This is a genomic window from Aquimarina sediminis (genome assembly GCF_002895435.1).
Lineage (GTDB): Bacteria > Bacteroidota > Bacteroidia > Flavobacteriales > Flavobacteriaceae > Aquimarina > Aquimarina sediminis.
This window is the reverse complement of record NZ_POYJ01000004.1, coordinates 357,594-372,291: the sequence shown is the minus strand read 5'-3', so window position 1 is coordinate 372,291 and position 14,698 is coordinate 357,594. Positions and strand designations below refer to the sequence as shown.

Sequence of the window (14,698 nt, the reverse complement as noted above, 5' to 3'; positions counted from 1 at the left end):
CTTGATAATCGTAATCTCTAAGACCATCCCATCCAAAACCCATGTAATGATTAAGGGGGTATTTATTATTGTCAAGTTCTCTAATAGCTTTTGCTATTGGTATAACATACTTTTCAGTCATATAATTATGTTGTGCTCTAGTACTCATCGAGTTTAATCCTTTATAGTTTTTATAGAGATCAAATAATTGTTTTCTATCATTGGGATTAACCTCACCATTATGAGCTTGATCAACAAACCTATATAATTCAGCATGAACTCCCTCATGCAATAGTAGTGATGCTGCATCTAATGATTTGATTAATGTGTTTTCTAACTTTATAGTTACAATGTTTGTTGTGGAAATATTATTTCCATCTGTACACGCTTGATCAGTATTAGTACATTGACCTACTCTAAAATACAACTTATATTTAGGATCATCAATAAACGAGCCAATAGTTGTTCTAAAAAGATTTCCGTTTCGTTTTTTTAACTCACTATACACACAATATGCATTGGTGTTTAAAAAAGAAGAGTCCAATATCACTTCATCATAAAAATCTACTTCTCCACTATTGGCTATAGCTAACACAGCTTCTACCTTAAATGGGTCATTTAATGTCCCAAGAAAATTTAGTCCACTATTCCATAGAGTTTGTCCTATGTTATGGTTAAAATCTGCTCGTATTTCTTGTCGTACAAGGTGGCTGTATCCAAAGTCTGTAAAATGAAAAAGATCAAATGCCTGTTCTGCATTAAATACGCTTGATATATTATGACCATGAGCTTTTAGGATTTCGATAAAAAACTGACCAATAAACCCTTTGTTGACATCAGAAAGTTCTGATAGAGAAGATAACATATTACCTAATCCATATAACCGATGTAACTGATCCGCACTAATGTTGCCTACCCCAAAGAGACGATTTGGATGTTGTGCATCCTGATAACCGACAGAGGATATTATCCCTGTGTCCTGACTGTATGTATACTGGTTATGAGGAAATGGACTATTGGTCGCATAGGATGTAAATACGTCTTTAGACAGTTTTAAAACATCAGTGTTATATTTATGATATCCTAAATACTTTTTAGCTTCATTTTTGATTGCTTGATTTGCTGATCTTTTTAAAAAAGAAGTTGCACTATCACCAAATGAATTTATGGCATAATCAAACAACGCCACATCATCTGCCATTTCTATAAATAAAGGATGAGTATACCCATCCATAGGAGGGCTAGTACCTCCTGTTCTGGCAACAAGATTAGTTAGGTATTGGGTTTCATTATCTTCCAGGGTAAAAATATTATGAGGGTTTCCAAAAATTTCATAGGGTACCTGAGGATCTCCACTATTAATCCAAGCCATATATCTGGTCATAAAACGGATGGCATTCTCATAATCTAATGACTTATAATGTACTACCAAGTGACCTGCCAAGGTATTAGAGATATAGCCTTCGTTAAGCATTCTTTGCAAACGACTATTTCGTATACCATATTCTCTAGCGGCAGATCGTTGATTATTTCTAATCCCTAATTGCTCATTTAGTAGATTGTTTACCTCTGCATCGGTCATTTGTTTTAAGAGTTTTCCATTGTATTTTAAGTCCCCGTAGTTGGTGTTTGCAGTACCTTCTCTCTTTCTAATATCTAGTATTTTGGCATTGATCGTAGCGCTTTGCAAGGTCTGATTGTTATATCCTTGTGAGGATTTAATAATAGCGTCTGCTTTGTCAAAATATTGCTGAGCAAGTGCATTGGTTTGCTTCTCTTTAAAGTATGCCCTCTGTATTTGCTCAAAATTATAATTGGCAGGCACTCCCACAGGACCATGATACATAGCAAAGTAGTTTATACCAGTGATTGCACCAGCTAACAAAAGTTCTTGCTCATACAACCATCTTTCTCTTGCATAATCTACATTGGATATTTGATTTTCAAAAATACCGAACTGAATAGGACCAAAGCAAAGACAATTTCTTTCTGTGCCACTATTTTTCTCCTCACAATCAATACAACTTTCTGTGCCATCGTCTGAGTATTGCTGGATCTGTGCATATGTGTTGTTGGATAACAGGTACACCATACCCATTATCAGTAATTTATATAATATCTTCATTTGTATCTGTTTTATGGATTGGTTTTATTGTTTAACAACTGTTTTGGAGTATGACATGCCATTGATGGTCATTTGTATCACATAGGTGCCACTTGGTAACTCTGCACTATCTACAGTGATGGTTTGCGAACCTCCGACAGTATATTTTTGAGTGGGCACACTTATTTTTTGCTGACCAAAAAAATCATATACCACCACCTGCACTTCTGCCGGCTGATCCAGGGTATAGGTAATGTTAAACTGATTGCCTATGGGGTTGGGTGAGATCACCGCAAAATCTTTACCCAATGGTTTTGATGTTGTGGTTTCTGGAGCGGTAGCTGCAATAGTAGCTGTTCTTGCTGCTGTCTCGGGGTATAAAACCATTCTGATCGGAGTATGTACCTTTTCATTAAATTCTACAATTTCAGTACTTCTAGTAGGTTTTACAATCAGTGCTTGCTTGCCATCTATAGTAGCTTCTTTAAAATTAAGCCTTTGAATACTATAAGTAAGGGTGTTTTTAGTTGGATGATCTTGTAATAAGTTTTGCAATAATGGTATCCTAAGCGGAAGGAACTGACCAAAATTTATGTAATATTCTCTGAGAGGGGTATAAAGTCTATTGTCTTTAATCCTTGTCTCTCCATTCATGGTAAATTCCAGCCGTACATCTTTATAATCCCCATGATCCTGCCGTATGGCTATAGATAAGGTAACGGGGATATAGCGTTTTACTCCTTTGGCAGCCCAGTCATACTCTATATAATGTCCATGAAAAGTGGTCTTGCCACTCCCTATAAGGGTCATTTGTGTATAGTTGGTATTATATCCTTCAAGACTCGCCAGGCGTTCCTCTGCCGAGATCGGTATCCAGTCATTATTTTGCCCTTGTAGCTGCTGTTTTAATGTTTTGCTATTAAGGATAGTATTCTCTGATAGCATCTGTAATGCCTTTGCTTTATTTACAGGCATGCCATACCCAAAATAATGCATAATAGCCAGCCAGTGTTTTGCCATAGGATGGGTACTACTCTCAAAATGAGTCTTGGCTTTATTGATTAAGGTAGTATTGGTAAAATCTTCATTGGTCACCAGATTTTTTAGATTAAGATATCCTAATATATAATGTGCGATATCGGTTTTGTGGTTGAGCGTTACCAAACTTTCCATATTACCGGCAATTTGTGTATAGTTAATATGATAGTTTTCTTGATATCCATCTGTGAGCAGGTTAATACTATGGGTGAGCATAGCATCAGGATACTTATAATATGCTGCTCTGAATATATGTAAATATGCCAGTTCCCGCCTTTGTCCAAAAAGAAAAGCGTAATCTCCTTTCTGAAGATGTAGCAAGCCCTTGGCATAGGCAGATGACGGATTGGTTTTACCATATGCTTCTTCGGCACAGGGAGTAATATATTCAATCAGTTGGTCGATAAGCTGAGGGGGATAATCTTTGAAATCATTTTTAAATTGTAAGATTTCTTCTGCTTTCTGCTCGCAGGTTAGTTGTGCATGACTGATATGCACAAAACAGAGGGCAAACAAGAGTAGCCCCAACAAGTTTGATCTATTCATTTTGTATAAATTTAAATTGTTAATTAATGAGTTATATTGCTGATTTGTGTAGGGTGTCCCCAAGGCGATTCTTTGGTGAATGCCATAGGTAAGCCCGTAGAAAAGTTCTTTTAAATTTTCCTTTAAGAAATACAAAACATGGATACAGTGTCTAGAATAGTAGCCATATCATATACTCCTGTATGTTTTTGATTTTGATATGTTATACGTGGTGATATTGTTTTGTGTTCATAAGTTGGATTTTATTAGGTTTTAAAATAATTATGGTTTCTAGATGCAATAATAAATGAACCCAGTTTCGTTTTTCGGAATCGGGTGGTTGTAAAATGTTAAAGTTTTATACGCTTTATCAAGTTTATCATTCTGTTTAAGTTATAGATCGATAACAAAACTAAAACACCTCAAAATGAAATCCTTACAGAAATCTGTAGTCTAGCCATTTTTTTAATATCATCCCCATATAGGATACGCTCTGCGATAAATCACGGTGTACCCTGTAGAGGATTTATAAATTGTGTTCCCTTTCTTCAGACAGGTACATCTTTATTAGGGTTCCATCACTCGGGTTAACTACAAAGCAATGCTGCACAGTGCAGCAAACTACCATTCTGCCATAATAGTGATTACATTGATGCAGGGAGCTTCCGTTGTGCCTACAAAACCTTCCTGCACTGTGCAGGAAGGTTTTGTTTTGTCTTAATAGCGATTACATCGATGCAGGAGACTTTTGTTGCTCTTACAAAACGTTGCTGCACTGTGCAGGGATATTTTTGGGTAACATTTTTAGCTTTTATGACATTTATATATAATGTCTTATTGTTAAAAGGCAGGAGTCTAAGGAGTTAATTTATAAAATAATACACTATGAATGTACCTTTTTTAAACCGTTATCGACACGGAGAGTTTTTACAATATGTAAAAGATGTATCACAGTTATTGAGCGAACAAGATATGACAGCTTTGCAGCTTACTGCCCAATATGATGCCTTGCAGCCACAGGTTGCTGCCATAGATACGGCTTTTAAGCAAAATCAGGCAAGCGAGATTACCACAGAGTTGACTGCTTTGGATAACCAAAGGGATGATGCCCTGACGGGGCTACGCTCGGTAATTAATGGCTATAGTTATCATTATGAGCAGAGAATCAAAGATGCGGCTGCCGCATTAATGGCAAACATCGACCAACATGGTCCAAACGTACAACGATTAAGTTATCAGGAAGAAACCGCCGTTATTGATAGTATTACAGACGATTGGCAAGATCTAGCAGAACTAAGCCAGGCGGTAGCAGACTTAAATTTGGGTAAATGGCTAACTCATTTGCAAACTACAAATGCTAGCTTTGCCACCCGTTATCTGGCAAGGGTGGAGCGGCAAGCTGCCAACCCAGGCGAGAATATTCCAAAGCTTCGCGAAGCTGCCACTGCAAGTTATAGAAGCTTAATTGCGCATTTACAAGCACACGCTACGCTCAATACTGCACCACAGCACGCTATCTTATTACAACAGATAAGTGTACTGGCAGGGCAATATAACCAGGTGATAGAAAACAGAGCAAGTAGTAATATGATCAATGGTCAGCAAACCGATACCTCACATAATAGTAATACTACTACCACATAAAAGAAGCCCCGAGCAGGGGCTTTTTTAACACCATCCCCAAAACTGGGATTTTTTCAATATTTTCTTTTACGGTAAATTCAAAGTGTAAATGGTATTACTTCTCTTTTGATTCATGAATTAACTCGCTAATAAAGTACGACGGCAGAATACCTTGCCTTTTTTTGAAAGCTGCATTAAAGGTATTGAGATTATTATAGCCTACAGAGGCAGCAATGTAACTTAACTTGCTATTTCTAAAATCTTCGTCTGTAAGTAATTTGGATAATAAGTAGTTTATCCTTAGTTCATTAATGTAGTTGTTGAAATTGGATTTCTTTTCTTGATTAACTACTTGAGATAAATACTTTGGGTTAGTTTTTAGTAGTTGAGCAACCTGTCTTAAACTGCAATTAGGGTCAATAAAAAAGATTTCTTTTTCAAGATTTTCTAGCTTGTTTAGAATAATATTTTTTACATCATCATCTATAGTTTTATGTACTTTAGAGCTATTGCTTTTTGGTGTAGCCACATCAGAAACAGTATTGATCTTTTCAAACTTATTAAGTTTTTTACTCATCTCTAATTGTATTTCTGCCAATTCAATAGTTCGACGATATAGAATCTTATTTTTGTTTTTTACTTTTAGATATCCATAAACTCCAAAAGCACCTATAACGAGAATAAGAATAAGAATAATAATGATAAAATTGAATCTTGTTTTTTGAGCTCTGTTTTCTAACTCCAGGATTTCTTTTTTATGAGTTACCTCTTTAATCTTTCTTTTAGTTTCTAGAATGATTATTTTCTGCTCCTTTTCATTGGTGAAAATAGAATCGCTTATCGCTTTGTGTAGTGTTTTGTATTCTAGAGATTTAGACAGTTGATTCTTTTTTTTATAAAGATTTTCTAAAACGAGACTATTAGATTTGATCACATCAAAAGCATTGATAGTCTCGGCGTATTCAATGCTTTTTTCATAATTTACAATGGCATTGGTAGTATCCTTTTTTTGTAAAAAAAGCTCAGCCTGTAATATTAATGCTCTAGGAATCCTAAACAAATACCTGTTTTTATAATTCATCTCCAAAGCTTGTGATAGATACTTTTGCGCCTTCTCATGCTCTTGATTAGATATATAAATATCTGCCATATTCATATATACGATACTTTGGATATAATCTCCGGGAGGAGGTATTTTTTTTTCAACTTTTAAATAAAACTCATATACTTCTAATGCCTTTTTGGTATCATTTAATTTTGAAGTCATTCGGGCAATCTCATCAATTTTAGGAAAGATATATTGAATTTTTTTTAACCTAATAATATAATGAAGCCCCTTGAGGCAATAGTTTAAGGCACTACGATAATTCTTAACTCTCAGATAGTAATGAGATAAAGAAGAATAGGCCCGCATCAAAAGATATTCTGTTTTTAATTTTTCGGCAATATCTAATAGTTGTAGACCTGTTTCAAGAGCCATGTCATATTCTCCTCTTTCAGTATATATATAAGATTTTAAAGTGTTGACATCTGCACAAATTTCTGGATAGGTTTGATACGTAACAGATTCTTCAATTTCCTTTACCAAATCCAAAGATGTATCAAATTTGCCTCCAATAAAAAGCAGATATGCCTTATTGTATTTGGTATGTAGCTCTCCTTTTTTAAAACCAATATCCCTGGCTAGCTGCATAGCTGTATCGTTGTACTTATTTGCCCTTGTATGTGATTTATAAATATAGGCAGCGTATAACTTTAGTAAAATAAGAACTTTATCTTTTCCTTGTACCTTTTGCTCCTTGCTAATTAAAAATTCGAGATTCAAAAAATCTTCTTTATAATCGTCTTTATGCTCGATTAGATTTTCAATTTCTTTAAAATATGTAGTGATCGAGTCCCGATATGTTTTCTGAGAATAGATAAAAGCATTGCTAAAGAGTATAAAAAGAAAAAGTAATATTTTGGATGTATAGTTCAATTAGGCTTCTGTTTTTAGAGATAAATATCGTGATGCTTTAATATCAAAACTTTTATAGCTTAGAGCTTGATATGTGTTTGTTGTATTAAAGATCAAAGCGATTTGAAATTAGATTTTTATTAAATAGTTTTCTTTTCAGGATCTTTCAAAGATAACAACTAGCTTTAATTTTAAATCTTTTGTAAAAAAACTTTTCATCTTTTTAAATTTATTAATTTTCAATAGTCATATAATGTAGATATAGGCACTTTTGTTATGTCGATGTGTTGGATGTAAAAAAAGTATTAAAAGTGAGTGTATATTCTTGTATCTGTTTTTTTTGAATATCCCTCAATTTACGGCTAGAATAAAAAAAATAAAAATGTTTGTCCAAATGTCAAAAACACATTCGTTATAGTATTGTAAAAGATAAATTAACCAATAAAAACAAAGAAATGAAAGAATTTATGTTTCTGTTTAGAGGAGGAGATGAGGTATGGGATAGCAAGTCTCCTGAAGAACAGCAAAGACAAATGCAAAATTGGAAAGAATGGATTGGAGAAATGGCACAACAAGAAAAGTTTGTAGGAGGAGAGCGATTATTTACTCATGGTAATACAATCTCTCCGGGGACAATGAAAGTAACCGATAGACCACTAACAGAAGGCAAAGAATTGGTAGGAGGGTACCTAGTTGTAAAAGCCAATGATCTTGAAGAAGCTACCGAAATGGCAAAAGGCTGCCCTGGACTACATTGGGATACTCATGTAGAAGTACGTGAAGTATGGCCTGAGGAGAAATAATAGAAATAACTAAAATAAGATACAGATGAAAGAATTTATGTTTATAATAAGAGGAGGAGAAGATAAATACAGCAATACTTCACCAGAAGAAATGCAAAAACACATGCAACATTGGCAGGAATGGATGGGAGGTCTTGCCCAAGCAGAGCAACTTGTGGGAGGTCAACCACTAATGACCGAAGCCAGAACACTAACCGAAAGAGGAGAAAAAATAACAGATCGCCCCTTGGCAGAAGGAAAAGAATTGGTAGGAGGGTATTTGATTATTAAAGCAGACTCTTTGGATCAAGCGGCTCAGGTAGCAAAAGGGTGTCCTAGTTTTGAGTATGATTGTAGTGTAGAGGTTCGTGAAATCAATCTGATGGAATAATTTTTGGAAAATAGAGAAGAACGTATAGACCATACCCTAAACCATCTTTTTAGACAAGAATCTGGAAAGATGGTTTCTGTATTGATTAAAATATTTGGAACCGAAAACATCGAATTGGCAGAAGATGTGGTGCAAGATGCTTTAATCAAAGCTTTGGAGACCTGGAAATATAGAGGGATACCTGATAATCCTAGAGCATGGTTATATCGCACCGCAAAAAACAGGGCTATTGATGTTATCAGACGCAATAAATATAGCCAGGTAATCGATTTTTCTGACCCCGAAAAACAACTTTTGACTTCTGGATATACACTAGCCAGTACAATGGATAACTATTGGCAAGAGCAACACATCAAAGATGATTTTTTGGGAATGATGTACGCATGTTGCCACCCGGATATTTCACAAGAAAACCAGATCACATTTATCCTCAAATCATTATGTGGATTTAGTACCAAAGAGGTTGCTCGATCTTTTCTCTGTAGTGAAGATACAATCTCCAAGCGCTTGTACAGAACTAAGGAGTATTTTAGAAAACATAAAATTCGTCCCGAAATACCAGCTTTAGGTAAAATATCATCTCGAACCTTAACAGTGTTAAGTGCCATATACCTCATGTTTAATGAAGGTTATAATTCTACACATGCCGATCAACTGATTCGCAAGGATCTTATAACTCAAGCAATGTTATTATGCAGGTCTTTGTTGTCTGTAGAGCGAACACAGCTCCCAGAGGTATATGCTTTAATGGCATTAATGTGCTTTCACACCGCTAGAATCGAAAGCCGTCTTACAGAAGAAGGGGAGCTTATTTTGTTAGCCAAACAAGATCGTGCCCGATGGAATAAAGAATTAATACAATCTGGAGAACATTACCTTAATCAAGCAGCTTTTGGTAATGTATTGACTACCTATCACCTTGAAGCAGCCATAGCTTATCAACATTGTAGTGCAAAAAAATATGAAGATACTAACTGGGAAGAAATATTAGAGTGTTATGAACTTTTATTAAAAATTGCCAACGATCCGGTTGTGTTTTTAAACCGATGTTTAGTTATCTTAGAACTTAAAGGTCCAGAAGAAGCTTCAAAAGCCCTGGAAAAAGTGAAGGATAATAAACTTATGGATAAGTATTATATATATCACGCAACTTTAGGTGAAATTCAGCAACGATTAGGAAAGACCGATAAAGCTATAGCATGTTATAAAAAAGCAATCCAACTCACTCAATCCAAACAGGAAAAACGACTTCTTAACGATAAAATAGATACTATTGTAAACTCAAGGTAGGAATGAAAGTATACAATATAGCCTTGTTACCCCTAAGGAGGGTATAGGATTTGAATTTATAAAATAGTAATACAGGTAATTTTCTGATAAATTACATCCTATGATAAGGATCATAAATAGCATAAGTTTATAGAGTTTACAGTCTTTAGATTAAACCAGATATCACTGAATTCAGGGGTGCACTTGCTGCTTTTAAAAATTATCTTTGAAATAGAATTAGTGTTAAGAATGAAATATACATGATAAGTAAAAGGTTATAAATTACATATGAGTATAATAATTATCACACTACAGGAATATATACTATTTTAGTATCATGTTTTGAATTCACAGAAGTCTAAAAACTTATATAGTTAAGTTCACAGGATAATGAGATATTTAAAACCGGATAAAGATGAAAATATAAGAATATGGGAGACAACCAAGATCAGATACAGCAGCTGTTAGAAAAACTTAATATCCTGCTGAAAAGACAACAAGATTTCTCAACTCAAATACAAAGTCTTAAAGATGAGATATATAAGCTAAAAGCTTCATCAACTATTTCTTCTGATTTAAAAACAGAAAATCCAACACCTTTACCGAAAGCCGAGACTAGTCTAGAAAACGCAAAAAAACCTATATCTTCTGATAGTCTTGGAGAAAGTAAACCTGAGCCAGTAAAACAAATAAAAGCGGCTATTCCTAAACCAAAAACACCAAAAAAGAAATCGAATCTCGAAAAATTTATTGGAGAGAACTTGATTAATAAAATCGGAATTGTAATTATCGTAATAGGAGTAGCTATAGGAGCCAAATATACTATAGAGCATGATCTTATAGGTCCTTTAACTAGAATTATTCTGGGGTACCTAACAGGTTTAGGGCTTTTGGGGATTGGAATGAAGCTAAAGAAAAAATATGAAAACTTTAGTGCCGTATTAGTAAGTGGTGCTATGGCAATCATGTATTTTATTACCTTTTTGGCGTATGATTTATATGATCTGATTCCGCAAACGATGACCTTTGTATTAATGCTGCTATTTACAGCATTTACGGTTTTTGCTGCGATACAATATAATAAACAGGTTATTGCTCATATAGGATTGGTAGGGGCTTATGCGGTTCCTTTTTTATTAAGTGATGGGTCTGGTAGAGTATTAATTCTTTTTAGCTATATGGCTATCATTAATGCCGGGATTCTTATTATTGCTGCAAAAAAATATTGGAAATCACTCTATTTTTCCTCCTTTTTTCTAACATGGATTATTTTTATTTCATGGTATGTTGATAGTTATTCTACAGATGAACATTTTGTTTTAGGATTTGCATTTCTTTCTCTGTTTTTTGCCACTTTCTATTCTATGTTTTTGGTATATAAACTAAGAAAAAAAGAAAGCTTTAGAACTACTGATGTCATTTTACAACTTGCTAATTCATTTGTTTTTTATGGTGTTGGGGTTTCTATGTTGAATAACCACGAGGTCGGGAAAGAGCTATTAGGAGTTTTTACCTTGATCAATGCAGTAATTCATTTTGTTGTAAGTGTTATCATTTATAAGTTAAAATTAGCAGATAGAAACCTGTTTTATTTTATTTCGGGGATGGTGTTAATTTTTGTTACGATTACATTCCCTGTTCAGTTGGATGGAAATTGGGTTACTTTGTTATGGGCTAGTGAAGCGGCATTGTTATTTTGGATAGGGAGAACCAAAAAGGTACCTATCTATGAAATACTCTCATACCCATTATGGGGACTAACCTTTTTTAGTCTAATACACGATTGGATTGTAGTGTATTATAGATATAATCCTTCGATACCAGAGACAGGGTTAACACCGATATTCAATATTTATTTGGTGACATCTATATTGTGTATTGTATCCTACATTTTTATTTATTTTATTCATCGTAAAGAAAAACTTTCTTTCCCATGGCCTAAAGAACCTTTGCTGTATACATTACTTACTGTGGTAATAGCGTTATTATTGATTTGTACGAGTTATTTTACATTTTGGGTAGAAATTGATAGCTATTGGGATCGAGTGTATGAGGATACCAATCAATTATTACAGTCTCAGAATGTTGGAACTGAACAATACTCTGTTACACAAAATATTAGACACCATCGAGGAGCTTGGTTGATTAATTATACTTCTTTATTTCTTATCGTTTTATCTTTTGTGAATATTAAAAAAATCAAAAACAATATTTTTGGATACATCACTTTCGGGGTTTTTGTAATTGTTCTTTTTACTTTTTTAAATGGAGGACTATATCTACTTAGTGAACTAAGAGAAAATTATTTAGAATTAAAAGACACAGAATTTAATCCAGGAACATTTTCTTATCTCGGTATGCGTTATATCTCTTTATTGCTGTTTGCAGGGCTAATGTTTACGATGTATCATTATGTAAGGCAAAAATTTCTGGATAGAACCTTTAAAACTGCCTTCGAAATTATAATGCACTGCTCATTGATATGGGTGGTAAGTAGTGAATTAATCCATTGGCTGGATCTTGCTGGTTATACAGAAACCTACAAACTTGGATTAAGTATTCTATGGGGTGTGTATTCATTATTACTTATCGTTTTAGGGATCTGGAAAAGAAAAAAATATTTACGTGTTCTGGCTATCATATTATTTGGTATTACTTTGATAAAGTTATTCTTCTATGATATTTCACATTTAGGAACCATTGCCAAGACAGTTGTGTTTTTGTCCTTGGGAGTACTTCTTCTTATTATTTCCTTTCTATATAATAAATACAAACATATTATTGCAGATGAAAAAGAAAATTAGGATAACCATATTCATGATATTGTTTGCGCGCACTACAACTTTTGCCCAAATGAATAATTATGCATATAAAAACCTGTTACCCGAAGTGACAGATACTTGGCATACAGTACGTTTACCTGATGAGATGTTTAGTAAGGTGTCGCCAGATCTATCTGATATTAGAGTGTTTGGGATTACAGCCAAAAATGATACTGTAGAGGCTCCTTTCCTTCTACAGTTAAAAACCGAAAAAGTTACTCAAAAAACGATTCCCTTTACTGCCTTAAATACTACATTTAATGAAAAAGGTACATATACCACTTTAGAAATACCTGAAGAAGAGCCTATCAACCAAATTCAATTAGATTTTGAGCAACCTAATTTTGATTGGATGATAACTTTAGAAGGAAGTCAGGATAATAAAGAATGGTATACGATAACCAAGGATTATCGTATACTTTCTATTAAAAATGAGCATACAAATTATAAGTTTACTACCCTTAGGTTTCCTGAAGCTCAATATCGCTATTTTAGAATACTGATAAAAGACACTAAAAAACCAGTTTTAAAAACAGCTAAAGTTAGTAAGCAAGAGGTAGAAAGGGCTGATTATCGCGAGTATGATGTTGCGAGTTTGGATGTCAAAAACTCAAAAGACTCTAAAAATACAATTATAGATGTAACGCTAACGATGCCAGTTCCTGTAAGTTATTTACAGGTTAATGTCGAAGACAAATTTGATTATTACCGCCCAATATCTATTAGGTATGCCACTGATAGTATCCAGATGCAACAAGGAAATTGGAGACTAAATTATCGCCAACTAAGCTCAGGAATACTTAATTCTATAGAAGAAAATACGTTTTTATGTTCAAGTACAATTGCCCAAAAGTTTAGAATTGTAATTGATAATCAAGATAACCAGCCTCTAAAAATAAATAAGGTAGTAGTAAAAGGGTATCAGCACCAACTTGCAACCCGTTTTACGAACCCGGCTACATATTATCTTGTTTATGGAAATAATAAAATAAGAAAACCTTCATATGATCTTAATTATGTTTCAAGCAAAATTCCAGAAGTGATGACTTCAATTTCACCAGGAATGCAACAATCAATCAATAAGGAGAAAACTATAGTAAAAGAGCCACTATTTACCAATAAAATATGGTTGTGGGCAATTATGGGGATTGTAGTAGTATTACTAGGAGGGTTTACACTATCAATGATGAAGAAAAGAGAATAGTATATTGTAATATTAACATGAAAAAACAACTATAAAAAAGGGGTAATTACCCCTTTTTTATATATTTTCTTCTATTATGTTCTCTTCGTATTTTGTTGACTTTTTTTAGGTTTGGCGAGGGTTTAGATACAGTAATAGGGAAAACACCTTGGCGAGAGTTGAGGAAAACCGTAACTCACTTTTGAAAGAATTAAGTATGTTAGTGGTCTCACACAGATTTTATAACATTTCAGCCCACCTATTATAGTAAAATATTGTATTTCACCTTGTTGTTTGGGTGTATACATATTGTTTTATAATATACTAAAAAGATAAGTTGATTTATCAATGAGGTATGACATAGGGTGTTTGTTCTAAAAACCTGTGTGATCTGTATTAGGAATATATATTATTCTAAAAACCAAATAAGAAGCCCCTAAAAGAAAATAGATAAAAGATGATACAATTACTGACCATATTTGAAGGATTGTTTAGTGTAAACGAGAAAGAAAAAAAATCAGAAAATCATGTGACTCAGATTTTTTTGACATCGACCCATACAAATTCTGGTAGAACCCTTATGATTGAGGAAGAATCACATAGTGTATGGGCGTACCTTCTAAGACCTGATAAAGAAGGTATTGATTTTGATGGTTTTATATGTGCTGTAGTTGATCCTTTGTCATCAGAAATAGACCCAAAGGAAATAACGAAAGGAAAAAAAGATGCTCCGCTACCAGCTATGTTTGCCAATAGATACAGTTATATTAAAAATTTAAAGAAAAAGGATATCAAAATTCATTGGGAAAATGAACGTGTAACTGTATTTATAAAGAAAAAGGTCTATCTTATAATGGACCTGAATACTAAAGTAAGTTATTCAAGAGGGCTGTCTAAAAATTGTGTTTATGGTAAGAAATTAGAGGAGTAATAGATACTAACTTATTTTATGAAAATTTTCCAGGAGGACTTATTTATACGACGAAAGAACTACAAATCTTCTCTCAACAGCTTTTTTTTCTCGA

General features: G+C 33.8%; 10 protein-coding genes. 7 read left to right on the top strand and 3 right to left on the bottom strand.

Annotated elements, in window-relative coordinates:
* On the bottom strand, positions 1–2,104 hold a 2,104-nt coding region (locus C1X07_RS12495), incomplete at its 3' end, for a hypothetical protein (RefSeq protein WP_164914153.1).
* 24 nt (positions 2,105–2,128) lie between these two features.
* Positions 2,129–3,667, bottom strand: coding sequence for a T9SS type A sorting domain-containing protein (locus C1X07_RS12490; RefSeq protein WP_103070346.1), 1,539 nt, complete (start codon positions 3,665–3,667; stop codon positions 2,129–2,131).
* Between the two features lie 864 nt (positions 3,668–4,531).
* Here C1X07_RS12490 and C1X07_RS12485 point away from each other — a divergent pair.
* Positions 4,532–5,290 (top strand): DUF6261 family protein, encoded by a 759-nt coding sequence (locus C1X07_RS12485; protein WP_103070345.1) that lies wholly within the window; start codon positions 4,532–4,534, stop codon positions 5,288–5,290.
* Between the two features lie 94 nt (positions 5,291–5,384).
* On the opposite strand, the gene C1X07_RS12480 is transcribed toward C1X07_RS12485, so the two are convergent.
* Entirely contained in the window at positions 5,385–7,247 is a 1,863-nt protein-coding gene (locus C1X07_RS12480) for a helix-turn-helix domain-containing protein (RefSeq protein ID WP_103070344.1), read from the bottom strand.
* Between the two features lie 434 nt (positions 7,248–7,681).
* On the opposite strand from C1X07_RS12480, the gene C1X07_RS12475 reads away from it, so the two are divergent.
* From C1X07_RS12475 to C1X07_RS12450, 6 genes are all read left to right on the top strand, one after another.
* Positions 7,682–8,029, top strand: coding sequence for a YciI family protein (locus C1X07_RS12475; protein ID WP_128755266.1), 348 nt, complete (start codon positions 7,682–7,684; stop codon positions 8,027–8,029).
* A 25-nt stretch (positions 8,030–8,054) separates the two neighbouring features.
* Positions 8,055–8,399 carry a YciI family protein gene (locus tag C1X07_RS12470; protein WP_103070342.1) on the top strand — a complete coding sequence of 115 codons (345 nt, stop codon included), beginning with the start codon at positions 8,055–8,057 and terminating at the stop codon, positions 8,397–8,399.
* Positions 8,400–8,402: 3 nt separating this feature from the next.
* Entirely contained in the window at positions 8,403–9,689 is a 1,287-nt protein-coding gene (locus C1X07_RS12465; RefSeq protein WP_103070341.1) for an RNA polymerase sigma factor, read from the top strand.
* Positions 9,690–10,099: 410 nt separating this feature from the next.
* Positions 10,100–12,472, top strand: a complete 2,373-nt coding sequence (locus C1X07_RS12460) for a DUF2339 domain-containing protein (RefSeq protein WP_103070340.1) — start codon at positions 10,100–10,102, stop codon at positions 12,470–12,472.
* A complete protein-coding gene (locus C1X07_RS12455; RefSeq protein WP_206604235.1) occupies positions 12,456–13,694 on the top strand; it encodes a DUF3999 family protein in 1,239 nt (412 codons plus the stop codon). The genes C1X07_RS12460 and C1X07_RS12455 overlap by 17 nt, the downstream gene beginning before the upstream one ends.
* A gap of 436 nt (positions 13,695–14,130) precedes the next feature.
* Positions 14,131–14,604, top strand: a complete 474-nt coding sequence (locus C1X07_RS12450) for a hypothetical protein (RefSeq protein WP_103070339.1) — start codon at positions 14,131–14,133, stop codon at positions 14,602–14,604.
* The last annotated feature ends 94 nt before the right edge of the window (positions 14,605–14,698 follow it).

Excerpts from the sequence above, each read along its gene's own strand:
- C1X07_RS12490 (WP_103070346.1), bottom strand. The coding sequence starts at position 3,667 with ATGAATAGATCAAACTTGTTGGGGCTACTCTTGTTTGCCCTCTGTTTT.
- C1X07_RS12485 (WP_103070345.1), top strand. The coding sequence starts at position 4,532 with ATGAATGTACCTTTTTTAAACCGTTATCGACACGGAGAGTTTTTACAA.
- C1X07_RS12475 (WP_128755266.1), top strand. The coding sequence starts at position 7,682 with ATGAAAGAATTTATGTTTCTGTTTAGAGGAGGAGATGAGGTATGGGAT.
- C1X07_RS12470 (WP_103070342.1), top strand. The coding sequence starts at position 8,055 with ATGAAAGAATTTATGTTTATAATAAGAGGAGGAGAAGATAAATACAGC.
- C1X07_RS12460 (WP_103070340.1), top strand. The coding sequence starts at position 10,100 with ATGGGAGACAACCAAGATCAGATACAGCAGCTGTTAGAAAAACTTAAT.
- C1X07_RS12455 (WP_206604235.1), top strand. The coding sequence starts at position 12,456 with ATGAAAAAGAAAATTAGGATAACCATATTCATGATATTGTTTGCGCGC.
- C1X07_RS12450 (WP_103070339.1), top strand. The coding sequence starts at position 14,131 with ATGATACAATTACTGACCATATTTGAAGGATTGTTTAGTGTAAACGAG.